This is a genomic window from Ruminococcus gauvreauii, from assembly GCF_025151995.1.
Lineage (GTDB): Bacteria > Bacillota > Clostridia > Lachnospirales > Lachnospiraceae > Ruminococcus_G > Ruminococcus_G gauvreauii.
Genome location: NZ_CP102290.1, coordinates 3,595,410 through 3,619,398, shown reverse-complemented (window position 1 = coordinate 3,619,398; position 23,989 = coordinate 3,595,410). Strand labels below are relative to the sequence as shown.

At 38.7% G+C, this 23,989-nt stretch carries 25 protein-coding genes and 2 pseudogenes; all 27 read right to left on the bottom strand.

Going from position 1 to position 23,989, the window contains the following annotated elements; translation table 11 throughout:
• Nucleotides 1-537 carry an acyltransferase gene (locus tag NQ502_RS17030; RefSeq protein WP_044983618.1) on the bottom strand — a complete coding sequence of 179 codons (537 nt, stop codon included), beginning with the start codon at nt 535-537 and terminating at the stop codon, nt 1-3.
• A complete protein-coding gene (locus tag NQ502_RS17025) occupies nt 537-1,307 on the bottom strand; it encodes an SDR family NAD(P)-dependent oxidoreductase (RefSeq protein ID WP_044983617.1) in 771 nt (256 codons plus the stop codon). The genes NQ502_RS17030 and NQ502_RS17025 overlap by 1 nt, the downstream gene beginning before the upstream one ends.
• A 22-nt stretch (nt 1,308-1,329) precedes the next feature.
• Nucleotides 1,330-2,622 carry an ATP-grasp domain-containing protein gene (locus tag NQ502_RS17020; protein WP_028530162.1) on the bottom strand — a complete coding sequence of 431 codons (1,293 nt, stop codon included), beginning with the start codon at nt 2,620-2,622 and terminating at the stop codon, nt 1,330-1,332.
• A 42-nt stretch (nt 2,623-2,664) separates the two neighbouring features.
• The gene (locus NQ502_RS17015; RefSeq protein ID WP_169579935.1) at nt 2,665-3,435 is read right to left on the bottom strand and encodes an MBL fold metallo-hydrolase; all 771 of its coding nucleotides are present in this window, start codon (nt 3,433-3,435) and stop codon (nt 2,665-2,667) included.
• Between the two features lie 11 nt (nt 3,436-3,446).
• Complete coding sequence (locus tag NQ502_RS17010) at nt 3,447-4,661, bottom strand: glycosyltransferase family 2 protein (RefSeq protein ID WP_028530160.1); 1,215 nt, start codon at nt 4,659-4,661, stop codon at nt 3,447-3,449.
• A gap of 9 nt (nt 4,662-4,670) precedes the next feature.
• The gene (locus tag NQ502_RS17005; protein WP_083963515.1) at nt 4,671-5,435 is read right to left on the bottom strand and encodes a sugar transferase; all 765 of its coding nucleotides are present in this window, start codon (nt 5,433-5,435) and stop codon (nt 4,671-4,673) included.
• Between the two features lie 21 nt (nt 5,436-5,456).
• Nucleotides 5,457-6,710, bottom strand: a complete 1,254-nt coding sequence (locus tag NQ502_RS17000; protein WP_028530158.1) for a DegT/DnrJ/EryC1/StrS family aminotransferase — start codon at nt 6,708-6,710, stop codon at nt 5,457-5,459.
• A gap of 56 nt (nt 6,711-6,766) precedes the next feature.
• Complete coding sequence (locus NQ502_RS16995; RefSeq protein WP_242830309.1) at nt 6,767-6,982, bottom strand: hypothetical protein; 216 nt, start codon at nt 6,980-6,982, stop codon at nt 6,767-6,769.
• 18 nt (nt 6,983-7,000) lie between these two features.
• Nucleotides 7,001-7,261 (bottom strand): annotated as a pseudogene (locus tag NQ502_RS19540) (transcription termination/antitermination NusG family protein); the annotation flags it as partial.
• A 124-nt stretch (nt 7,262-7,385) separates the two neighbouring features.
• The gene (locus NQ502_RS16990) at nt 7,386-8,510 is read right to left on the bottom strand and encodes a tyrosine-type recombinase/integrase (RefSeq protein WP_028530328.1); all 1,125 of its coding nucleotides are present in this window, start codon (nt 8,508-8,510) and stop codon (nt 7,386-7,388) included.
• 437 nt (nt 8,511-8,947) lie between these two features.
• Nucleotides 8,948-9,169, bottom strand: coding sequence for a transposase domain-containing protein (locus NQ502_RS16985; RefSeq protein WP_260046768.1), 222 nt, complete (start codon nt 9,167-9,169; stop codon nt 8,948-8,950).
• 36 nt (nt 9,170-9,205) lie between these two features.
• Nucleotides 9,206-9,753, bottom strand: a pseudogene (locus NQ502_RS16980) (IS66 family transposase); the annotation flags it as partial.
• Nucleotides 9,654-10,568, bottom strand: coding sequence for an IS66 family transposase (locus NQ502_RS16975; protein ID WP_260046573.1), 915 nt, complete (start codon nt 10,566-10,568; stop codon nt 9,654-9,656). The gene NQ502_RS16975 and the pseudogene NQ502_RS16980, both read right to left, overlap by 100 nt.
• 279 nt (nt 10,569-10,847) lie before the next feature.
• The gene (locus NQ502_RS16970; RefSeq protein ID WP_148511981.1) at nt 10,848-10,970 is read right to left on the bottom strand and encodes a transposase; all 123 of its coding nucleotides are present in this window, start codon (nt 10,968-10,970) and stop codon (nt 10,848-10,850) included.
• Nucleotides 10,913-11,206 carry an IS66 family insertion sequence element accessory protein TnpB gene (gene tnpB, locus NQ502_RS19535; protein WP_083963505.1) on the bottom strand — a complete coding sequence of 98 codons (294 nt, stop codon included), beginning with the start codon at nt 11,204-11,206 and terminating at the stop codon, nt 10,913-10,915. The genes NQ502_RS16970 and tnpB overlap by 58 nt, the downstream gene beginning before the upstream one ends.
• A complete protein-coding gene (gene tnpA / locus NQ502_RS16965; RefSeq protein WP_028530099.1) occupies nt 11,196-11,585 on the bottom strand; it encodes an IS66 family insertion sequence element accessory protein TnpA in 390 nt (129 codons plus the stop codon). Before tnpA ends, tnpB begins: the two co-directional genes overlap by 11 nt.
• Before the next feature lie 62 nt (nt 11,586-11,647).
• Entirely contained in the window at nt 11,648-11,878 is a 231-nt protein-coding gene (locus tag NQ502_RS19530; RefSeq protein WP_083963506.1) for a transposase family protein, read from the bottom strand.
• 119 nt (nt 11,879-11,997) lie between these two features.
• Nucleotides 11,998-13,509 carry a lipopolysaccharide biosynthesis protein gene (locus NQ502_RS16960; RefSeq protein WP_028530100.1) on the bottom strand — a complete coding sequence of 504 codons (1,512 nt, stop codon included), beginning with the start codon at nt 13,507-13,509 and terminating at the stop codon, nt 11,998-12,000.
• Complete coding sequence (locus NQ502_RS16955; RefSeq protein ID WP_028530101.1) at nt 13,494-14,531, bottom strand: N-acetylneuraminate synthase family protein; 1,038 nt, start codon at nt 14,529-14,531, stop codon at nt 13,494-13,496. Before NQ502_RS16955 ends, NQ502_RS16960 begins: the two co-directional genes overlap by 16 nt.
• Before the next feature lie 17 nt (nt 14,532-14,548).
• Complete coding sequence (locus NQ502_RS16950; protein WP_083963507.1) at nt 14,549-14,803, bottom strand: DapH/DapD/GlmU-related protein; 255 nt, start codon at nt 14,801-14,803, stop codon at nt 14,549-14,551.
• 186 nt (nt 14,804-14,989) lie between these two features.
• Nucleotides 14,990-16,588 carry a cytidylyltransferase domain-containing protein gene (locus NQ502_RS16945; RefSeq protein ID WP_028530102.1) on the bottom strand — a complete coding sequence of 533 codons (1,599 nt, stop codon included), beginning with the start codon at nt 16,586-16,588 and terminating at the stop codon, nt 14,990-14,992.
• Complete coding sequence (locus NQ502_RS16940; protein WP_028530103.1) at nt 16,585-17,868, bottom strand: O-antigen ligase family protein; 1,284 nt, start codon at nt 17,866-17,868, stop codon at nt 16,585-16,587. The genes NQ502_RS16945 and NQ502_RS16940 overlap by 4 nt, the downstream gene beginning before the upstream one ends.
• Nucleotides 17,858-19,024, bottom strand: a complete 1,167-nt coding sequence (locus tag NQ502_RS16935; RefSeq protein WP_028530104.1) for a polysialyltransferase family glycosyltransferase — start codon at nt 19,022-19,024, stop codon at nt 17,858-17,860. Before NQ502_RS16935 ends, NQ502_RS16940 begins: the two co-directional genes overlap by 11 nt.
• 1 nt (nt 19,025) lies before the next feature.
• Nucleotides 19,026-20,039 carry a glycosyltransferase family 4 protein gene (locus tag NQ502_RS16930; protein ID WP_028530105.1) on the bottom strand — a complete coding sequence of 338 codons (1,014 nt, stop codon included), beginning with the start codon at nt 20,037-20,039 and terminating at the stop codon, nt 19,026-19,028.
• A gap of 13 nt (nt 20,040-20,052) precedes the next feature.
• Nucleotides 20,053-21,885, bottom strand: a complete 1,833-nt coding sequence (locus tag NQ502_RS16925) for a glycosyltransferase family 52 (protein ID WP_148511982.1) — start codon at nt 21,883-21,885, stop codon at nt 20,053-20,055.
• Nucleotides 21,886-21,909: 24 nt separating this feature from the next.
• Nucleotides 21,910-22,830: a transketolase family protein gene (locus NQ502_RS16920; protein WP_028530106.1), complete on the bottom strand. Its 921-nt coding sequence runs from the start codon at nt 22,828-22,830 to the stop codon at nt 21,910-21,912.
• Nucleotides 22,831-22,981: 151 nt separating this feature from the next.
• On the bottom strand, nt 22,982-23,989 hold the full coding sequence (locus NQ502_RS16915) for a transketolase (protein ID WP_028530107.1): 1,008 nt from the start codon (nt 23,987-23,989) through the stop codon (nt 22,982-22,984).

Genomic DNA, 23,989 nt, shown 5'->3' with positions numbered 1-23,989 from the left:
TTAGTTCATATACTTTTTCTGAAATTCTTCCCATGCCTTTTCACAAGATGTGTATTTTCTGACCTTTTTCCGTTTTGCAACTAAATCATCAAAAGTTCCTATCATTTTTGCCGGACTTCCTGCAAAAACAGTTCCTCCCGGAATGTCCTTGGTAACCAGACTATTAGCCCCTATCACAACATTTGAACCTATTTTGACATTTCCAAGTATAATTGTTCCTGTGCCAATAAACACATTGTCCATAATCTCAATACAACCAAAATGTTCCGTGTACTCTTTACTCTCCTTAATTCCATGATATTTAAAATTCAATACCCCGTGAATGGCATCATGCACTACGAATTTAACACCGGATGCAACTTCAATATTATTATGAAACGAAATCAATTCTGCATGTAACGGTACAAGCATTGCAGGCAAACGTACATTTTTTCCCATATGATGAAATATTTTCTTTTTTCTGGCATAATTAGCTCTTTTCATTTGATCAAAAAACATAAAAAAACGTATTGATCTGACCATTCTGCTTATGTTCATTATATATACTCTCCCGCTGTTACCCTAAATGTACTTCCGGTCATCATTGCACTCGCATCACTTAACATATAAATAATGGCTTCTACATAATCATTTCTTTCACACATACGTCCCAATGGGAGGATAGCAGCTGCTCTTTTTCGCAGTTCTGCTTCACTTTCACCCAGTCTTTTTCGTAGCTCCACCTCCCCTTCTGTAGGCGTCCATCCCAACGTCAGGTAATTACACCTTATCTGCTCTACCGCATAATTATGAGCAATGTGTTCCATCAGTGTACGTAACACACCCTTCGAGCACGCATATGCCGCTCTGTCTTTTTGTCCTCCCCATGCATGCGCGGAACCGGTAAGAACGATGCTACCACCGCCAGTCTTTCTCATATATTTGATTGCCTGCTGACAACAGAAGAAACATGATTTAAAATTCACATCCATAATCCAGTCAAATGTTTCCTCACTGCAGGAATCCAAAGGACTAACTGGAGTTACCCCTGCATAGTTAAAAAAACCATCAATTTTCCCATATGTTTCATATGCTTTATCAAATAGCTTCATGCAATCTTCAACCTTCAATAAATCTGTATGTACAAAAATCCCTTCCGAACCGAAAATTTTTACATTTCTTAATGCCTCTTTTGCTGCCTTTTCGTCTCTTCCTCCTATAACAACCTTTGCGCCTTCTCTTCCACAAACCTCCGCCATTGTTTTTCCGACACCTTTTGTTCCGCCTGAGATCACAATAACCTTGTCCTTTAATCTATGCAATTCCATGATTTCTCCCTATGAATTATGCTTACTTCAATTCCAACGCAATATCTACATCAAAGCCATTAAGGACCATGTTGTTTCCGTTGACATCATAAACTTTCACTTTGTCCTGATACTCTTTTAAGCATTCTGCCAATTCTTCTTTCGTATCGCATACCAAATACATCCTGGTCAATACCTGCTTCTCGTTTCCAATCCATTCTGGGACAACGACATCTCCTGCGTGAAGTCTTTGAATATTTGCTACAACTCTCTTGTCACCCTTAATATTATCCAGACCTTCAATCTTTTCTATCTTTCCCTGCCTTAGCAGAAACCATAACGTGCCTGCCCATTTACCACGAAGTCTGGCCATATCATCTGTTTCCAGATCAATATTGCCTTCCGATCCGGTCAATGCAAAACGAATCAACATTTCTCTCTGGTCAAATCCATGAATTGCTTTCATGAGAAGATGCGGTGCTTCCCCCTGCAAACGAAATCCTGTATCATATACGTAAAACTCTCCGTTTTCATAAAATCCGGAAAGCATTAATACACCATTTTTAATTCCAATTTCTTTAAACATTCGAACTGCATTTTCATGCATACGTAAAAAATATTTTTCAAGATGTTTAGATGGATATGTACCTCCCAGGCACACACGACTCAATCCCGGCTGCTCATCTGTTGTGTATCGGTCATAAATACAGGAAGCACTGCAGTAACCGTCCTTAAACGTATAATACATTCCCATATCATCACAAAGCATATACTTTTCAACAATAAAACGCTTTTTGTTAGAGGCATCCAGAGCCTTTTTTACACCCTCTTTAAGTTCAGCTTCATTATATGCAACTGTCATCCCGACGCCCCCACCATTATCAACCGGCTTTATCATGACCGGATATCTGATTTTATCCAAATCCTCCCTTTTCATCTCTGCATCCAGATAATATTCCGGAATACCATGCACTCCATATCTTTCACAGGTTGTTTTAAATACATCTTTAAATGCAAACACATCCACAATTTGCTGTGTTGCATAGCATGGAAGTTCCAACGCATTACATACTTTGCAATAAGAAGGGACAAGCACGTCGGCAACACCTACAAGCACCCCATCTATCTGTTCATCTCTTGCCAGTGCAATCAGTCCCGGAACATCCATTCCATCCACATCATAGGATTTCCATGCTGCTTTTTTTGCCGGATCGGTATGTCTTCCACTAGATACGATTGTTTTGATTCCCATACTATTCGCTATTTCCACAAGAGGAGTTGTCTCCGGATTTCCTCCAAGAATTAATAGTTTTTTTCCTTCAAATGCTTTATCCATACCTCTCTTCTCCTTTAAATCTATATTTTCTAATTTTACGGCTTATATTTCAACGCATTCTCCTTGCATCATAATCAGAAATTTGTTTAGTGTATATTCTTCCTTCATAATGTTAAAAAACATTCCGGGATTCCCTCCGTGTGATGCAAACATTCCATAATGGCACGGAACCAAAAACTTCGGCTTTAAAATATCCGCAAGTTGAGCACATTCCCGCTCATTTAAGTTTCCAAAAGTACCGTTGATTGGAGCTATCATTACATCAAACGGCCCCTCACTAAGATACTCATCTTTTCTGTCAAGCCGCAAACAAGTATCTCCCACTTCCAGGATTTTTTTTCCATCAACCGAAACAACAACACCAACTGCATCCGGTACATCGACTCCGTGATCGCAATTTATAAAATGCAAAGAAAAATCTCCATTCACATAACTTTCACCCGATACCACGTACTGAATTCTTTCATCACTCATTTCTAATCTTCGGATATCTTTTTTACAATCTGCCGCTGCGTATAACTGTGTCCTTCTGTTTGCCATTAATAGTGGAATTGCATCAGAATCAAAATGATCTCTATGTGAATGCGTTGTGATAATAACATCAAACTCCAATTCTGATGGGAATAAAATCTTAGGAAGCATTCTTTTATACCCCATATGGCCTTCTACTCTTTCTACACAGTCTGTTAAGTACATATCAATTCCCAAAAGCTGCCCGCTACTGCTTTTCACAATATATCCTGCCTGTCCTACAGAAAAAAGCCATGTTTTTCCCAAAGCTGCTGCAGATATCCTTCCTGCAAATTCATTCATCTCTCTCACCATCAATCCTTTAAATACTGTTTTATCAGCTCTTCTCTCTCATTTTCAGGACATTCCACAGTGAGAATCCTTTTTCTGGAAATACCATAATCAAGCAATCGTTTTGCTATTTTTTCTCCAACAATGTTATCTACCGTTGCAATCAAAACATAATCAAACGACCTCTGCGTGATGCTCTCTACTGAATCCACATCCATACAGCAACGCCGGTATTCCCGGTAATCATCATCTATCCAACCGATGACATTACAGTGTTTACTCTCCTTAAAACGATTTACAAGCTGCTGTCCAAATGTACCTGCACTGTAAACAACAACATTTTTACCATAGTAAGTATTGTCATATGTAGAGAAAGCATCAATGCATCTTTCGACAGGAAGACCTCCGCCAGACCTCATAATACAGATTCCTAATACATAATCATTAATCTGTTCCTGTAATCTATAAACTTTATCATACTGGGCTGCAAAAGAACTCATAAATGCATATAAATGTTTCAGTTTCCGAGCCTCTGTCTCAAATCCCGCATTTTGTTTCAGCATGGAATCTTCTCTCTGACGGTAATGATACGCTACATTATCTGTGATACAGAGTCTTTCACATTTCATAAGAGCCGGATATGTCACTGCCGCGTCTTCACCTATTGATATTCTGTCGTCTACTTTCATCTGTACATCACATAAAATGTTTCGTTTGAATAGCTTGTTCCACACATATGTCATAATACCCGGTCTATAAAAATCACCATATGAAATCATTGTGTTTCTTACATCATCTAATCGGCTTCCTTCATAGACTCCAGCAGGAATACAATTATAAAAATGTTCGCTTTTTTCAAATAAATCCCTACTATGCCCCGCAGCTGTCAGATCCGCTTCTGATGCTATCATTTCCGTATATAGCATCTCATAAAAACCGGGACCTACCCAGTCATCTCCATCCACATAACCTATATATTCTCCAGTTGATGCTTCCAAACCAGCTTTTCTGGCAGATACTAAACCACCGTTCTCTTTGTGAACAACCTTTATACGCGAATCTTTTTTAGCATACAAATCGCATATTTCCGGACACCTGTCGCGCGAACCGTCATCCACCAAAATAATTTCGAGATTTTCATATGTTTGATCAATCAAGCTCTCTATACATCTGCCAATATATCTATCAATTTTGTATATTGGAACAATTACACTAATCAAGGATTCTTCTTTGTGCATTTTTACTCCTTACACCTCCACATTATTCTTCATGTGCTTTATCTTTACATAATCTGCAAAATCTTCCATGGTAGCTGAAGTAGCCGATGAAATTCCTTCGCGCTTCAACACAGTTTTCACTGTCTGAAAGATAATTTTCCAATCTCCTAAAAAAGAAATATTGTCAACATAATGTACATCCATATCAAATTTTTCTTCCCATGTAACCGCATTTCTACCATGCACCTGTGCATATCCAGTAAATCCAGGTTTTACTTCATGCCTTCTTGCCTGTAATGAATTATAATAAGGAAGATATTTTATCAAGAGTGGCCTCGGACCAACAACCGCCATGTCACCCTTGAGGATATTGATCAGTTCCGGCAGCTCATCAAGAGATGTGGAACGGAGCCATTTTCCAAAAGAAGTGAGTCTGACTTCGTCCGATCGCAGTTCGCCGCTTTCATCTCTATCATCCGTCATGGTACGGAACTTATATAAGGTAAAAATTTCTCCTTGCAGCCCCGGACGCTTTTGTCTGAAGATCACCGGAGACCCTAATTTAATGCGGACCAGCATTGCGGTAACTGCCATTACCGGTGACAGAATAAGTACAGCAAGTAATGCGCAGTAAAAATCCTGCGGCCGTTTTATGTGTTTTTCATAAAAGCTCTTTTTATGTGAGATCTCCTGCTCTTTCTTCTGTTTGTTTTTTGCGTTCTTTCTAATGAGATAAGCAACGCTTCCGACACCCGATCCAATAACAACAGCGATTGCTGCGCTTTTCTTATTCATATCATTACTCCAACACGGATTTTACTCAAAACAGCTCTTAACAATCTCAATCACCACATCCTGCTGCTCCGCCGTCATCTTATTATCACTCGGCAGACACAATCCCCTGTGGAAAATATCCATCCCCACATCCAGTGGCAAACCGTCACTTCCAACACTCCCACCACAGATATAGGCATTCGTTTTTGCCCGCCCGTCACCTTCCCGAGTTACAAATCCGTTGCTTCTGTAAATCGGCTGCATATGCATCGGTTTCCATACAGGCCTTCCCTCCGCGTTATATTTTGCCAGAGTCTCCAGAATCTCCGTTGGACAGCTCTTTCCCGGTTCGCTCACATAGAGTACCTCCTGTTCTCCACGCACCTGCTTACACATCGCTTCCGGGCTAATTAACAGACAGGACAGCCAATAATTAGGCTCCGAATTTTCATCATCAAATGGATTCATCATCACCGGTAAATCTCTGAATCCTTCCTTATATCGCTCATAAATCGCCTTTTTCTGCGCGATGTGTTCATCCAGATAAGGAAACTGTCCCCTCACCACCCCTGCGATCACATTGCTCATGCGGTAGTTATAACCCAGCTCCTCATGCTGGTACCACGGCGCCTGTTCCCTCGCCTGAGTGGACCATTTTCTGACCTTGTCCGCCGCCTCCTGATCATCGGTAAGCAGCATACCGCCGGCCGATCCCGTGATGATTTTATTTCCATTAAAAGAGATCGCGTTATAAGAGCCAAATGTCCCCGTCTGCACGCCTTTATAAGTAGCTCCCAGAGATTCCGCCGCATCTTCGATGATCACTGCATTATGTTTTGCACAAATGCCTCTGATCTCATCAACCTTGCCGGGCGTTCCATACAGATGGGCAAATACCACAACTTGCACATCCGGATAAAGTTCAAATGCCTTCTCCAAAGCATTCGGATCCATGTTCCAGGTATCATACTCAGTATCGATAAACACCGGAACCCCGCCCTCATACACCACCGGATTGACCGTGGCGTCAAACGTCATATCCGAGCAGAACACCATATCTCCCGGCTTCACGCCCACCAGCTTCACAGCCATATGCAGCGCAGCAGTTCCTGAAGATAACGCAACACTGTATTTACATCCTGTTTTTTCGCAGGCAATCCGTTCCAGTTCATTGATATTCGCGCCCACCGTAGACATCCAGTTCGTCTCATATGCCTCCGTAACATATTTGAGTTCCGGTCCATGCATAGTGGGTGAGCTGAGCCAAACTTTTTCCGAAAATCCAGCAAATTTCATCTGTTTATCCCCTTGTACTTATCACTTTATTTGTTAATGGCATATTCCGTTATCCCTTAACTTTTCAAAATAATCTCCAGGCCAGCCTTAATTTCCTTCTCATGATTGGACACTCCCGCACCCAGCCTGGCAATTCTCTTATGTCGGTCTATTTTCCGAATCATGTTTTCCCTGCCCATCAGAGGACCCTCCGTCACATAGGTGATGCCTTCCCTAATGACCCCTCTCGACATCGCAAGATGATGTTCCGGACCACACAACTGCTTCAGCAACTCTTCTTCCTCCGGTTTTAACACCATAAGCTCCGTTTCACTATCCAATCCTGCACATATATATGGATGATTTTCCATACATGAGATCAATTTTTTAGGCATATTGCTTTCCAGAAATACATATCCTGGAAATAGAGGCAGTCGTTCTATATGCCATTGTCCTTCATACTTTTTCAGACATTCATAAGAAAACACGAATACATCCTGTAAAATCGATTGATCGATATTTTTTCTGAGAAGACAGATGACTTCCTTCTGATCTTTCTCTGAACATAAAATACCTAGCCAGATAATGCCACCTTCTTTCTTAGAGTAGAGTACTCAAAGAAAAAGGGCCGGAAATACTGATTATCTCAGCACTTCCGGCCCTGTTCTGACCATTTTCCTGACGGAAAACAAAAATTTATAAATTTAGTTTTTTCATGTTTCTGCGTTTCTGTTCTAAAGATGTGTGTACATAACGGTTCAGCGTAATATTTACGCTTGAATGCCCCAGAATTTCACTCAAAGCTTTTATATCAAAGTTATTTTCAATGCACCTAGTCGCAAAAGTATGCCGAAGAACATGAAAATTCACATCGGGAATGTTTAAAATTTTCAATATATTTTTTAATTGATTACTCATGCAACGCGGCTCTACGTATTGTTCACTGCCTGTTAGAAAAAAGCAGCTCGGTGCGGGACCTGAAATATCTTTTATGTGTTTTTTCAAAAAATCGGGCAGCGGAATATCTCTGTTTGAACATTTGCTCTTAGGCGTAGAAATCAGAATTTTCGTTCTGGGCCCATCAGATTCCTTCTTATCCAAAGATTGTATCCTCTGCATCGTACAGCGTATTTGAATGATACCATCTTCACAGAGAATATTTCCCCATCTAAGAGCACACAGCTCCCCGATTCGTATGCCAGAATACAGGCTTAGTAAAATCCCATCACAAACACGGTTGTCCTGGCTCAAAAGATACCGTTCCAAGCGTTTTTGATCAGCCAAATTTAATATGGTAATATCCTTTACTTCGGACTTTATCCTGATATTCTGCACCTGGCACGGCAGATGACAGTTTCTTCTTATTCCAAACTCCTGCACCAGCTTCATCACCGCCAATATATCTTTTACAGATTTCGGAGCCATATTACCATGTCCGTTCTTTTTTCCATATTCAAACAGATATCTCACATAGTCTTCCAGTTTAGAATTTGTGATTTCTGTAACAGCGAGATCTCCCAAATCAGGACGTATGTGGTTTTTTATAATGTTGTAGTATTTAATATAAGAAGAGTCTTTTATCTGAGGCTTTATATTCAGCAACCACTGATCTAGCATTTCGCTGAAACGTATCTCTGTTATCATGTCCTCGTATTTGTTTTTTTCAGATATCACCGTATGTAACTTACTTTTTACTTCCATATAGGTTTTAGCATAAAGATACCCGTATCGTGCTTTTCCAGATAAATCATAATTTCTAATATATCTCCCTTCCCATCTCCCATCTTTGCGTTTGTAAATGTTTTCTCCTCTTCTCGGCATATGATTCTCCTTCTCTTTGACTAGGATTTGACGATGAATACAACTATTTTGTTCATCATAATTGAGAATATCATAATATAAAAATAAGTTTTTAGATAAATCGATCTGTTTTTGTTTGGATTTGCAAAAACCAAGATAGCAATTATATGAAATTAGTATTGAAATCTATTGAAAATAAGTTATAATAGATGAGTAGTATATATTAATCGACACTATTTTCATGTTTAGAGTACTCTACTCTAAGAATTATTTATATCATTAACGAAAAAAAAGACATTTATTTTGTACACCCGGCATCAGAGCCTGAGTTTTAAAATAAATGTCTTTTTGTAATGTAAACGCAAAATAGCAAGTACCTTTTCAAAATCATCATATGTGAGTACACGGTAAACCATAAGTACCAACTCATTTTATGACCGCCGTTTCCGGCGGCCGGTTTACACATTCGTTGTTTTTGTTTTGCTTCGGCAGATTTCCGGCAGCTGCTCAGACCAGGGAAGCAGTTCTTCCATAAAACGATAATCCGTATTCTCCTGATGATCTTTCATCACATTCAGGACGTGCTCCAGATAACGGAAGGGATTCAGGTTATTCGCCTTTGCTGTTTCCGTAATGCTGTAGATGACCGCACTGGATTTTGCTCCATCGATACTGTCCATCAACTTCCATGCATGTTTGTGCAGACAGAAGCTGCGCAGCGCCCCTTCCGTTGCGTTGTTATCAAGTGGAACTTCACCGTCATCCAGGAACACTTTTAATGCCTTTTCCTGGTTGATGCAGTAATTGAGCCCTTCCAGTGTTTTCCCTTTGGTAAGGCGGCCAGAAGTCTGGATCTCTTTTGCCCACGCAAAGAAAGCCTCCACCAGCGGTTTGAGGTTGATCTGACGCTGTTTTCTGCGCTCATCCGGTTTCAGATCAGCCAGCTGGTTATCCAGATGGCTGATCGCGCTGATCCGCTTGACTGCTTCACAGGCGGCCGTGGCTTTGGCTGCTGGATTCTCCTTTTTCAGCAGTGCCTTCAGAGCATCGGCCAAATATCTTCTCGCATGGGTCCAGCACCCGGCGAAAACAATCGACTCCGTTTCCCGGTCCAGCTTCCGGTAAGCGGAAAACCGTCACAGACAACGATGCCTTTGAAGCCTTTTAGGAATTCCCGCGGATGGTCCGCTTTCCGGGTCTTCTGGTATTCATACAGGATGATGGGGGTATCCCCATACCCCTTTCCAGTCCGGTAAACCCACATGTAACTTTACTGTTTTCCGGACGCCCATCCTTCGATACCCTGACCGGGGTTTCATCTGCCTGAAGCACATGGAAACGGTACATCCTGTTATGAAGGTAATCGTAAAGCGGCCCCAGATACCGGTCCGCACACTGGATCATCCAGTTCGCCATCACCTGCCGGGAGATGTGGATGTTATTTCTCAGAAATTCCTGGCTGATCCGGTATAAGGGAAGGCCGTTTACGTACTTGGCATTCATAATGCTTGCAGCAAGAGAAGGGGTCAGGATACTGTTACGGAGCAGTTCCTTTGGCCGGTCCGCTTTAACGATCGTCTGATTTTCCCTGCCGGCATACACGGCCACATGGTGTTCTTCGACCGTGTAGACTGCCGGCTGTACCCGGACTCTTTTATAGACTTCATCCGGGAGCTGTCTCCAGCCGGCACAGCCAAAGATTTCCTGCAGCTTTTCTTCCGGAAGAGTATGGGCGGTCACTTCCACGGGAAGATCCTTAAGATCCGCCTCGCGTTTTCCGTTCTTCTTCCAGCGCGTGACTTGGATCACATCCTCTTCTGCAGGCTCAACAACATAAAGCGTCTCGGTCAGGGCTTCCGCTTCGTTAAAGATGAGCTCCAGTTCCAACTGTCCGGCGATAACGTCCAGCTTTTCAGAAGAGCGCCCATAGCGTTGATTATTCGCAGATGTGAGCTGTTCGATCAGGCGTTCCATGTTTGTATTCAGCTGGGCGAGCTGATCCTGCATGGACAGGACCACTGCTGTGAGTGTTTCCTTGCTGAAACTGTTCAGTTCTTCCGGTGAGTAGATCTTCTGCATGTTCGGCGCTCCTTTGTTTTACTGGAACTATTGTACCGCAAATCAAAAGAAAAAGCGAACCGGGCAAAAAGAGAGTTCATCATTCCCACCAAAGGATAAACACTCTGAAAAGCCGAAAAAACTATTAGTTTTTCAGAGTACTTATCCACACAGCAGCCTGTGGTTGTAACATACGCTTAATTGAATGAATGGTATGAGACCCGGCTGTGGATATCTTCCGTCACGTCTGCAGCAGTGGATACGGAAAGGTTTTTTATTTTCTCCGTTTTGCACAATGCTTCACAGAAGATCACTGCGCTTAACTTCCTGGATCGGGTGTCTGGATACGATCTCCAGTCCCTGCATCAGCGCCCGGTATTGCTCCGGGGTGATCTCCAGTGCCTCTTCCTTTGTGCGGGCCAACTGAAACCGCCAAGTTCCAGCCTTTTGTAAAGGAGAAGGAATCCATCCCCTTCCCATAGGAGCCCCTTGATGCGATCGCTGCGACTGCCACATAACAGGAAGAGGGTATCCTTTTCGTATGGATCCAACTGGAAGTTAAATTTCACAATGGATGCCAACCCGTCAATCCCGCGCCGCAGATCCGTATAACCGGCGGCAATGTAAACCTTCTGAAAGCCGGATGCGTTATTCAGCATGAAGGATCCCTCCTACCCGGGAGAGTAATTCTGACGAGGCTGAATTCGAGATCTCCAGGACAAGATTCCCTTTCCGGATCACCAGATCCAGCCGGAAAACGGAAGACGCATCTGGTGACGCGGCAGGAAGCTTGATCTCAGCAAAAGAGACCGTCCTCTGAGCGGCAGACAACTGTTCCGTCTCTGCAACTACAGGTAATGATGGATTCTGAGAGGCATCACAGGCTTCCCTTCGCAGGATGCGCTGCCAGTAAAAGAACTGCTTCTCAGAGATCCCATTTGCCCGGCACCATACGGTTTTGGACATCCCACTGTTCCTACATTCATTCAGGATCCTGGTCAAGTGCTCTGCACAGACCTGATGTGTGATTTTATCCATGGCGATAACTCCTTAAAAAAACTTGTAGTTTTCTGGAGTCATTATCTCATGGAGCAAGGAAACTAGCACGGTACTAGTGATTTACCGTGTACTAAAAATCCATTGATGGTCCCGACAAAAGTCATTACATCACAATCTAGACTATCACACTGGTATTCATGGGTATTTACCAGGAGCCAGGTGGATTTTCCGAGGATTGGGAGATCCTGGACCTTTCTTTCGTAAGTTCCATGTGGATGCTTCGAATCTTTTCCGCATTTGGGACATGTACAGCTTTTAGAGCGGGCAAACATTATAATCCAAATTTCGTTATCCGTCTGATAGATATTTGCGGAAAAACCCAGTTTGAACGTGCAAGGTGTATTAGCTGACCGTTATATACAGGTTGTATAGGAAAATGATTTCTATACTCTTATCGCTTTAAAAATCGGTTGATTTTGCTCTTATTTTTCAATATTAAACACAACGCAAGAATGCAATACAATGTAATAGCTATGCAATGAATAATGACATTGTTATAACTCATGGTAATTATTATCATTGTAACAAATGCACCAACAAACGAACAGGCAACAAATCGATAGCTATAGACAATGCTTAGTTTCAACCTATAAACCAAGAACATGTGGATACAAAGCAAGTGCAGATATCCTACTAATGTCGTATATGCTGCTGCCAAATATCCATATCTAGGAATAAAAATCCAGTTCAATAATAAATTCACAGAAGCTGCAATTGCGCTCGCAATGGCCATTCCTATGGTTTTCTTTTTAAATTGTTCAACATTTACAAACAAAGTATATAGAAACTGACAAATACACCCCATAGACACCGGTGCCATAACATATATCGCCTCTAAATAGCTCTTTCCACCTAGTATTAACAATATCTCTGGCGCAATAATCATTACACCAATTGCCAGAAATAAAAATGCACAAATATATTTTTTCGAGAATTCACGGACTTCACTATATTTTTTTTCAGAAAGTTTTTCTCCCAACCAAGGAGAAAAGGCACTATTTAAGGATGTAAGAAACATGGTAACTAATGTTCCACAGTTGTACGCTAAACTATATAAAGCAGTTGCCTCGTCTCCGCACCAATGCTTTATCATTATTCGATCTGTTGAATTTAATAACGTCATTGATAATAGATGCGGAATATATGGGAGGCAAATTGGCAGAGCATATCTCCAATATTCAATTTTAATCTTTTTTCCTTTTCTAATGAAATAAAGATAAAATATTAGACCAATAATCACAGTTGGAATGACAGAGCCAATTATTCTTCCTGTTAACTTATCATCCATTGTAATTACAAGCAATACAGAAATAAAAGCTGTTCCAACAGCAAGAATCAAACTTGTAATAACAGTTTTCTTATACTCATAATAGTATCTTTCTCTTGCTTGAAATAGATTAATTGCAGGCAAAAACATCAAGTACAGCAACATCGCGTTTATATATGTTCTTTCTAACCCCAGAAAACTCTCTGTCTGATTAGAAAAAATATTCAAAAGAATAAACCAAGAGAAAGCTGACAAACAGCTTAATGCTAACACCGAAAGAATGTACTCATCAAACTTATCTTTATAGTCAAATCTAGCACTAATTAATGTGGATTCCAAATTTAAAGTAACAAATATTGTAATTATTGCTAACCAGGATGTGTAATTGTTATATGCTCCATACTCAGAATGAGTTAGTAATCTAGTGAAAATTGGTGTAGTTAAAAAACCAATGCTTCGAACAAAAAAGTTGGAAACAGTGTACCATAGACCAGATTTAAGTGCTTTTTTATTAGTTGATTCCATTTTATCACCCTGACTTTTTTGTCTTATATATCTAAAAAAAGCGACACGGAGATAAGCGACTATTGTTAAGCAACACTTATCTCCATAGTCTATTTTTATATCATATCCCAAGTAAGGATTGTATCCTCTTCTAAATCTCTAACCACTTTTCTGCCGACAACAATCTCGGCAAATTTAGGTGAAATGCCGGTGCCAGGACGTTTAGGAATCAAGTCTTCTTCTTTAATAACTTCGCCTGCCTTCATATCCCTGGTTAGAACAAGAGACCTCCTAGCTTCTCTTCTAGGAGTCAATTCACAATTAAGAACTGTCCTTTCAGGAGAACCTAATACCTGGTCAATCCATCTGAAGTTTGCAATAGCTTTCTTGAAATCCTCTGGGTCTCCTGAATGATAATGGTCGTTACCTGAAAGAGTCTTGTCCAAAGTAAAGTGCTTTTCAATTACTTCTGCACCAAGCATATAAGCCACAGCAAGAGTCATCATCGTATCATCCGGTGCAACATGGTCTGAGAAACCTACTTTCACATCAGGGAAATCTTTCTTCAATGTTTCAATAATTTTCAAATTTGCATCTTTTGGATCAGTAGGATAAGAAAGAACGCAATGAAGGATGGTAATATCGTTATTGCCCTCTCCCTGGATTGCTCTTATAGCTTCATCAACTTCTGAAAGATAAGCTGCACCCACAGATACAATCATCTTCTTGCCTTTTCTTGCAATATGGCGAATGAAAGGCAAATTAGACAAATCGGAGGAAGAAATCTTATAGAAATCAACCATATCCTCAAGATAATCAGCAGATGCATAATCAAATGGTGTGGATGTGAAATCTAATCCCTTTGTATGTGTATAATTACAAAGCTCTCTATAGTCTTCTTCATTAAATCCATCGTGTTTTTGGAAAAGAGCGTGCTGTGTCTTTGTAGGTTCCTTAGAGAGGTCCCAGTAAGCTGGGGAGTTCTTGGATACAATTGTATCTGCTTTATATGACTGGAATTTCGCACAATCACATCCAGCTTCAGCAGCTCCAACAATGTACATTTTAGCTGCTTCGAGTGGCGTAATATTTAACGCCTTTGCGGTATCATAAAAGTTAACACCCATTTCTGCAATAATGTAAGGTCTATTCATTTTTCTACTCCTTTTTTTTATAATTTTTTGATAACTGAATGCGCGGGGACTCCGACAACCGTATCATTTAAACCAACATCATGTAATACGATAGCGCCAGCTCCAATTTTTGCATTATCTCCAATAGATATAGATCCTAGAATAATTGCCTCGGCTCCTATGAAAACATTTTTTCCAATAATAGGTGCCCCTCCCCCTGGACTTAATTCGCCTATTATAACCCGATGCTGAATTATTCTATCTGAACCTATAATTTCTTTTGGATTTATCACAGTTCCAAATCAGCCATGACAAAAATACACATTATCAGATATATCTGCTTCAAACGAAATATCGCATTGATAGTAAATACGCATGAATCGTTTTAGCATTTTGGACATAATCCTATTTCCACATCTGGTATATTTTCTTCCTTTTACCAGTAGTTTCTGAAACTTTGTCATATTTTATTTCATCCATTAAAGGCCATTAATAAGTCCCATAACACGTTTTCTTCCACCACGAAGATCGTGGCTCAGTAGCATGTCCTGGTAATGCTGCCTTCCTTTCTGAGACATCTTCAAATACATATCGAGAGTTGCTTTAATAACTTCATCTTCTGGGTTTAGACCAATGTAGCTAAATCCATTTTCGTTACAAACAAATCCGTGTTTTTCTTCTCTATGATTTTGCGCCATCGATATCGACGGAATTCCAAGGATTGCAAGCTCATAACCTGTTCTTCCTCTTGATGTAACACCAATATCGCAGGAGCTCATAATTTCAGGCATGTTCGATACATCATATAGGACTTCAATGTTGTCATATTTGTTGTACTCCAATAAGGCATCCACATTGTACTTTGCCCTGCCAAGGACAACAACAAACTGATAATCCTTATATTCCTCCTTATAGATTATATCCAAGAGCCTATCAGAGTAATTTTGTGGGTCTGCACCACCAAAAGAAATAAATACTTTCTTTACTTTTTCCTTAATCTTTATTGGCTCATAGAACATAAATGTCTTGCCTGATATGTAGTATTTCTCTCCTGCTTTTACCTGTGGCAAATTGTTCTGATGATAAAGAGCATTAAATACTAAATCCGCTTTCAGGATCCCCTCACCATCATCTTCAAAGTTTACGATTTTAGCCTTTGGAAGAACGCTTCTAAGACCAATCATATAATCCAGCGATGTGGTGAGTATATCGTTAATGAAAACAGTGTATTCTTCTTTTTGACATCTATTGAACAAATCGTGAATGCCATTAACAGGAATCAGTGTATGAGTTGTAACGCCAAAAACCTTAGGATCTGTCTGGTTAATGTCATAATAAATATCCGGTTTAGAATAGAACTCATCCGCAAGCTCAAGGGCACGATAGATGTGTCCGATTCCCCTTTTGTTATTACCATTTACATAGATTGCAACTTTTTCTCTTTCAAGAGTTGCTGCTACACTTCTTAAATCTTCAAAGGTATCAACATCCTGCGATTCATCTTCCGGTATTTCGTATACATCAACTTTTTCGCCAATTCTTGTCTTCGGCGTTACAACCGATGCTTTTGAAATTACAAACGCACCAGTTTCCATATAACAAGGAGGTAAGTACTGCCTATTCAACCTTTCAACATAATTAGGTACTTTCTTACCATCTTTCTCTCCCCAGGATAAATGAGGAGCATTTATAGCGGATATCAGTGTGTCTAAATCATTATCAGTCGCATACTTGATTGCAGCATCTAATGTTTCCACTCTTAATGTTGGAGATGTTGGCTGCATTGTAATGATGTAGTCCCATTCACCTTCAGGTACTGCATCAGCAATAACTGCATCAAGAGTAACGGCATCACCGCAAAGTGAACTGTCTCTCCATTTCACTTTAGCACCCATTTGTTCACCAATGATTCTCACATGCTCAGAATCCGTGGAAATAATTACATCTGTAATGTAATGGGACGAAAGAGCATTTTTTATCGAATAATAGATAAGTGAATGCCCACTAATTATTCTAATATTCTTATTCGGAATTCCCTTTGAACCGGCACGGGCTGGAATAATTGCTAAAATTTTCATACAGTTCCTCCAAAATCATTTTTAGATTGTGCATAACATGTATAATGGCTGTCCTTTAAAGAATAGCTTTCAAAACTCTTATATTTGCTTGAATAATACAGCTCAAGTACGATAATAGAAAACCATAATTCCCATCTAACCATAGAAACAAACTGGTAAGCTACCCACATAGTTACAACTAATGCTGCAATGAATTTTCCGCCTAAATCATCAGTTTTTAAAATCTCAATTGATTTCTTAATGCTATTTACAAACAATGATATAAGGCAAATACACCCTATAATACCATTTTGAATTAAATGCCCGAAAAATATATTATGAGCGCTTATATAGTAACCAGATATACTTCCTACAATATTCGGATAATTTGAACCGTATCCTAAAAACAAATTTTTTAAACCTGAGTTCGACATAATAGTAACTATTGATTTCCACTGGATAATTCTTGCTTCTAAGCTACCATGCGTCTTTTTTTCTAATAAATTCCGAACATCGAATGAATTGACAAACTTTTCAGCATGCGAATATAGAACAACTATAGCTATTAAAGAGGCAATAACAAATACTATTTTCCCTAGCGTTATCTCTTTAAATATTTCCTTATTATATTTTGAAAGACTATATATCAATACTAATAATGCTATTGCTGCACCAAGTATTGCCCCTCGTGAAAATGTAAGTAGCAAGCAAACAAATGAAACAAGCGCAGAAATAACCAGAAAAATCTTTACAGTTTGTTTTTTGCTTTGAGAAAACAAATATAAAGAGAGAAAGACAGGAATTATCATGGTTAGTGCACTATAATTTTCATTGCTTTGCTGAGAATTGAAAATCTTATAATTATAGTAAACCGATGCTTCTGTTTCTGGAAAAATAAAGCCTCCTGTAACCATTTGATAAATACCAATAATCGGACCCGCAATCAAAAAAACAAAAAAAACAATTCTAATAACCGTGTAGGTATCGGATTTATTAAAAATATATTGTACAAATGTAACGATTAGGGCTATACATATTACAAGATTAACTATATCTGATGAACTTGATATTCCATTACTTACATCAGACAAAAAATACAAAAAATACAATAATGGAATTGTGTATAAGCTGTTTATTTGAAGTTTTCCCTTAAAAGCAATTAAGCTTATGCCCACCAGGCAGAGAAGGAGTAGAAGCATAATATTTATTCTTCCATTCGGATAGTTACCAGTAAAAGCCAAAAAAAGTATCAAGAATGCACACAATAAAAAATTTTTAATTGTTCTAATGCTAATCTTCATATTTACACCCACTCCCCAAGATTTGTTCAATTTTTTGAGGGAATCGAACAAAATAACTATATCGCCTCTTAAACTTGATTGCAGCTTTCAAATAACTGCTATCCGATTCCTTTTTAATTAAATCAACCACGGATATAGCAACGACCTTGTTTAATGCATTTGCTGTAATAAGCGCCGTACTTACTGCTCCTATAACAGCAATCGGCTTTTTAGGTAACATTTCCAAAAACGTTTCAATGGGTATGTTTGACTGCAGAATATTAAATCCCCTGTTCCTATAATTATCAATTGTTTCCTCAGTCTCACGTGGATGGGATTTTATATATACATCTACACCTTTTTGTGAAAGATATTCTTTAACCAAGTCAAACTCTCTATTGATTATATCCTTGCATACCACATCTTGTTTTATCTCAAATGGCTGAGTTAGAATTATTACATAATCCCTTGTCGTATCAATGCACGAATTATATTTTATATTTCTTCGATTTACTGCTCTTTGTATTGATTCTAAATACATATTTGCAATTTCGTTATTTAAAGAGAGTGAATCCTTTTCTTTTTTTAATAACGTAAAACTGCTAATATTTAATTTATATTTTGTTTTCAAATAAGAATTAAAACAACATGTAAGGGCAAAAAGTGCTCCGGCCTTTAAACTTCCTTTGGTTTTTTCCTGAAATAATTCATAATTCGATTTATATGTTCCGACGCCTTCTTCTAAGCAAACTAACACACATTTTCTTCCAGTTTCAATTTGATACTCAGCCCCAAATTTATAATCTGGTCTAAATGGCCTCAACATATAAATATTGTTATCGTTAGTTAATACAACCTGGTTTTTTGAAAAGAGCAATTTCTTTAAGTAATTTTTTTTATCCTCTCTATATGCGTCAATATTTTTAAAATATAGAACATCTACATTACTTTTGAAACTAAAGTCTTCCGGATGAACTATTGTATCTCTCCCAGGCTGGTTAGCCAAAAAAACTATTCCAGAAAGCTTTTGTTTTTTTTCTGACAAATTATTTACAAAAGACTGGATACCTATCGCATGCCACGGGGTATTACAGTATGCATAAAAATCCAACTCCCCATATTTATTTGAAAAAATATTCTTTTCCAGTTCGTGTCTTGTAATCTCAACTAATGTCATATCAAACCTTCTTTTCTTCACTTATAAAAGTGTCTATAAAAAAGTCTTCGTATTGCTTGATTAAAATATTCCAGTGATACTTTTGTGCAAGTTTACTTGCATGTTGGGAGCAGAACATATACATATCATTATTGTTAGCTAACAGATCAATCACCCTAATCATTGAATTAATATCAGATACCTCATAGCCATTTATTCCATTTTCAATATAGTCGATTTTGTAGTATTCATTAATATATACAGATGGAACGCCTTTAGAAGCTGCCTCAAGAACAACTTTTGGCAAACCCTCTCTCTCAGAAGTCATAACAAGCAGATCAGATTTCTTAAGCCACTCCAAAACACTGGAATTATCAATTTTTCCTGTAAAAAAAATATTAGTCATTTCTTTTGTCTTGCTTTTTATTTCTTCGAGCAGTTCCCCATCACCAACCAAAATAAAATTCAGATTACGAAAATGTTCTGCCAATTGAATCAATAGTTCTGGCCGTTTTCTTTGTACAACACTGCCTATCCAAATTATATTCTTCAATAATTTGCGATGAATATTTTCGTACTCTGCCGATACTCCTAGATACAATACTGGAACGGATTTTCCCCATTTATCGATGTTCAAATCATTTAAAAACCCGCTTATACAGAAATACCCAGAAATATATTCATTAAAAAACCTTTTATAGATTTCATCGGCATATACGGTCTGAATTTCCACTGATGAAGTAATGGTTTTTTTGCTTCGTTTAGCAAATAATATGTCCACCTTTTCCACACGCGGCAGGTAATACACATCAGCGTCAATCTTTTTCATGGTTAGGTATTTTTCGATATTCTTAAATACCCTTCCGTTACTGATAGAGTGGCATATTACGCTTGGTATGTTAACATTACCGCCATGCGTTAAAACATGTACTTCAAACTTATCTTTATCTATATATTTTGCAATATTGTAGCAGTTTATATCCTGGGCGTTCACTGAATCTATATAGGCACCCAACAGTAATTTTATTTTTTTCAAAACAATTCTCCTATCAGAGCTTTGCAATATCCGTCACCAAACAAATTTTTCTTTGCTCAAAAACGTAATCGGGAATCGATTCCTCCAGATTAAAAGCTTTATAAAGTACAATTCCATTTATATTTGGCAATCGACATAAATTCAAAACCGCAGATGAGTAATATGTATAAACAATTGTCTGATTGGTAGTATCTATTAATAGCTCAATTGGAATCTCAAAATTATTAATAACCCTTAATCCAAGATTACAATACTTTTCAATCTTTTCTCGTGGATGTGGCTTTATAACTATTTCTCTGCCCTTTTTCTGACTTATTGAAATAAGCTGTTGAATTCCATTCAAGTATTCCTTCTCTGACATAACACCATCTTCAACTAGTGGTTGCCCAATAAACCAATCCGTACCGCAGATTAGCTCTATTCCAATAGTTTTAGTAATCTTGTTATAATCAATCGAAGGCATCAGATTAATAGTTTTGGTCTTTTGAATATCTGACAGTTTTTCTGGCGAACTGCACATTATTGTTTTAACACAAGAACTCTCTCCAATCCGACGAACATTTTCAAAGGTTCCACCAAATAATATTTTCCCAGCAATCTTGAAAAGAGTCTCATATCTCTTTGTAGTGTTTCTGTAAAGACCAATTCCCTCTTCGATTAGGGAAACACCATTTTTATTAGAAGTGTTTTTAAGTATCCACTGAGTTACTGGGTCAACATCATTGAATGTATATATGGACAAGAAAGAATATTGATCGAGTTCAGTTTTCAAACAATGAACATTCTTCCTAAAACCAACCAAATTAATAGCGTTTTGTCTGTAGTAATAGAAGTTGTATGTTCTAAAAGTTCTATGTGCAAAAGTCTCATTTATTAGGTTTTGTAAAACATTACTAATCTTAAAGTCACCAACGCAGACCAGCACATCTCCCTTTTTCCATAGACTACAGGCTATAATCAAATGATAAGGAGTATTTACCACAAATAAATCAGCAGTCTTATTGTCTTCCTTGACTGATATACTCGTTCTGTATAGTTTTTTATAAATTGTTTTCCCAATTGATTTAGGAAAAAATCTTCCTGCTATTTGAACTGCAGCTACATACAGATAATCAGCTAAACCTATATATCCGATTTTATAATTGTTCTTTATAACTCTTATTACAGCATCTGAATCAGTTTTTGAAGTTCGCCTATCAAATTGGTCTGCCGCCGCTCTATATTTCAATAACGGTTCATCAATGTTGGCACATACACATCCTTCAAATACCATCTTTGTAAATAGTGCTATGTCCTCGCCTCTTTGACCTTCCTGATATACACCGTACTTCAAAACAGATGATCTTTTGTACATCACAGTAGGATGATTGAATGGATTTCTTCTCCTCGCATACTTGTTAATGTCTTCCTGAGATGCAGGCATTTTCTTTAATCCAGTGATATTATTTTCGTCATCTGAGAACTCATAGATATTAGTTCCAACGATTTCCAATTTCTGATTCTCATTGAAGAGATTAACTTCTTTCTCACAACGCTCTGGCAATGAAATGTCATCAGAATCCATGCGTGCAACAAGTTCATTGATACACCGTTTTAACCCATAGTTTAACGCAAATCCTAGCCCTCTGTTTTTTTCATACCCACAAATGTGTATAAAATCATATTTAGATGCATATTCTTCAAGTACTTTATCAAGTACTGCTGTAATCGGGCCATCTTTCACTATTACAAAATCATTTGTACAGATCGTTTGGTTTAAAATGCTTTCTATGCTACGTTTAAGATACTCTGGTTTTTCTTTTATATAAACAGACATCAAAACGCTATAATTCTCATAAACCATCATCTTCCCTCCATAGCAAAAACTCTATTAACCAATGTGTTCAATAATTTGCTCCACAATGCTCTTTGCATCAATACCATACTGCTGTCTTAAATACTTCTGATTACCAACTCTAACGCTATATTCATCGTTCAGTCCAATTCGAAGTAGCAAAGTCTTTTTATCTCTCATCTCGGCCATTACTTCTGCGACTGCACTCCCGAAACCACCGACAATATTGTGTTCCTCACAAGTAACTACCAGCTCAAATTCCCTACTCACCTTTTCTATTGTTTCTTTATCGATTGGCTTTACAGTCGGAAATGTATACACAGCAGGGTTATAACCTTTTTCTTTTAACTCCTCACATGCAGCGGTCACTTCTTCAAAGATTGCACCGGTTGAGAAGATAGCGACTTTCTCTCCATCATAAACCTTAATGGCCTTACCAATCTGGAAATTTTCAATCTTGTCATGGATTCTCTTCTCTCCACCTCTTCCTAATCTCAAATAAGCCGTTCCAGGGTACTTAGCCAAAGCTCTGGTACATTCTTCAGCTTCCACTAAGTCAGCAGGTGCCATGACAACAACATCCGGCAAAGCTCTAAGAATAGCTAAGTCCTCTGTAGCCTGGTGACTCATACCAAGAGAGCCATAAACAAATCCACCACCAACACAAACAACCTTCACATTTGCATTATGATATGCGCAATCGTTACGGATCTGCTCTAAACAACGAAGAGTTGGGAAGTTACCGATGCTATATGTAAAAACTGTCTTTCCTTCCAGCGCCATACCAGCCGCTACGGTTGTCATATTCTGCTCGGCAATACCTGCATTTGTAAACTGATCCGGCATCGTTTCATAGTAAGGTTTTAATACTCCGAATCCTAAGTCACCGGTAATCAACTCAATATTCTTATCCTGCTTTGCCAGTTCTACTAAAGTTCTAACAAATGTATCTCTCATCTATTTCACTCCTATCATAGTATTGCCCATCCAAGGTGCGTAATTAATGTGTAGTGGATGCGAATGACCGAAAATCACAAGCACAGTTGCCAAACCCTATAATATAGTTATAAAGTTCAATTCCTTCCGATTTCTCATATCCTCTCACCCCTCAAACCTTATGTTCTCTTTCACCACTACCAGATTGTGCATCTACACGACGCATTTGCTCTGGATATGTCGGGTTCCAGGTATAAGAAAAAGTATGGTCATTATTGATATCATCCTGATGAGTTGGCAGCACCGGATTCTCAATACCGTCTGGTGTGTACGGATCATCCACCCCTTCAGGCTTACTCTGATGTAATTCATTCACAGCACAGTCATATTCCCAGCCATCATGCGGGAAACGATAATGCCAAAGGATGTCATTTCTCATAAAGGAAACGCCATAACCTTTAATTGTATTCGCAATAATTACGGTCGGCTTATGACTTGGTTCCATGCTATTTTCTTCTGTTTTTTTGAATGCATCCTTTAGTTCCTGATGGTTATTTCCATTGATTCCAGTCACATTCCAGCCAAATGCCCTCCACTTGCTACCGAAGTCTTCAATCTCCAGGGTATTCTCCTGAAAGTCCATACTCTGCATATGGTTATGATCAACAATAGCTACAAGGTTATTCAAACGGAAATGGTTAGCAAAAAGGACTGCTTCCCATACAGAGCCCTCATCACACTCACCATCGCCAAGAACGACATATACCTTATGATTTTTGCCGTCTTTCTTTGCTGCATAAGCCATTCCTACTCCAGCAGAAAGACCATGACCAAGAGAGCCCGTAGAAAAATCAACTCCAGGAAGATGATGAGACACATGGCCAGACAAACGGCTTCCATTCTGGTAGTGAGTCTTCAATTCTTCAACCTCAAAGAATCCATTCTCGGCAAGAGCAGCATAAATAGCAGCTCCGGCATGGCCCTTACTAAGAATAAATCTATCCCTATCTTTCCACTTAGGTTCCTCTGATCTATAATTCAAAACATCTGTATATAAAACCGCAACAATATCCGCTACGGACATAATGGCACCAATATGGCTACCACCTGAAAGATGCGTCATTTCAACACCATGGCGGCGAATTTTCCACGCCAACTGTTCACTAGTCCATTTCGACAT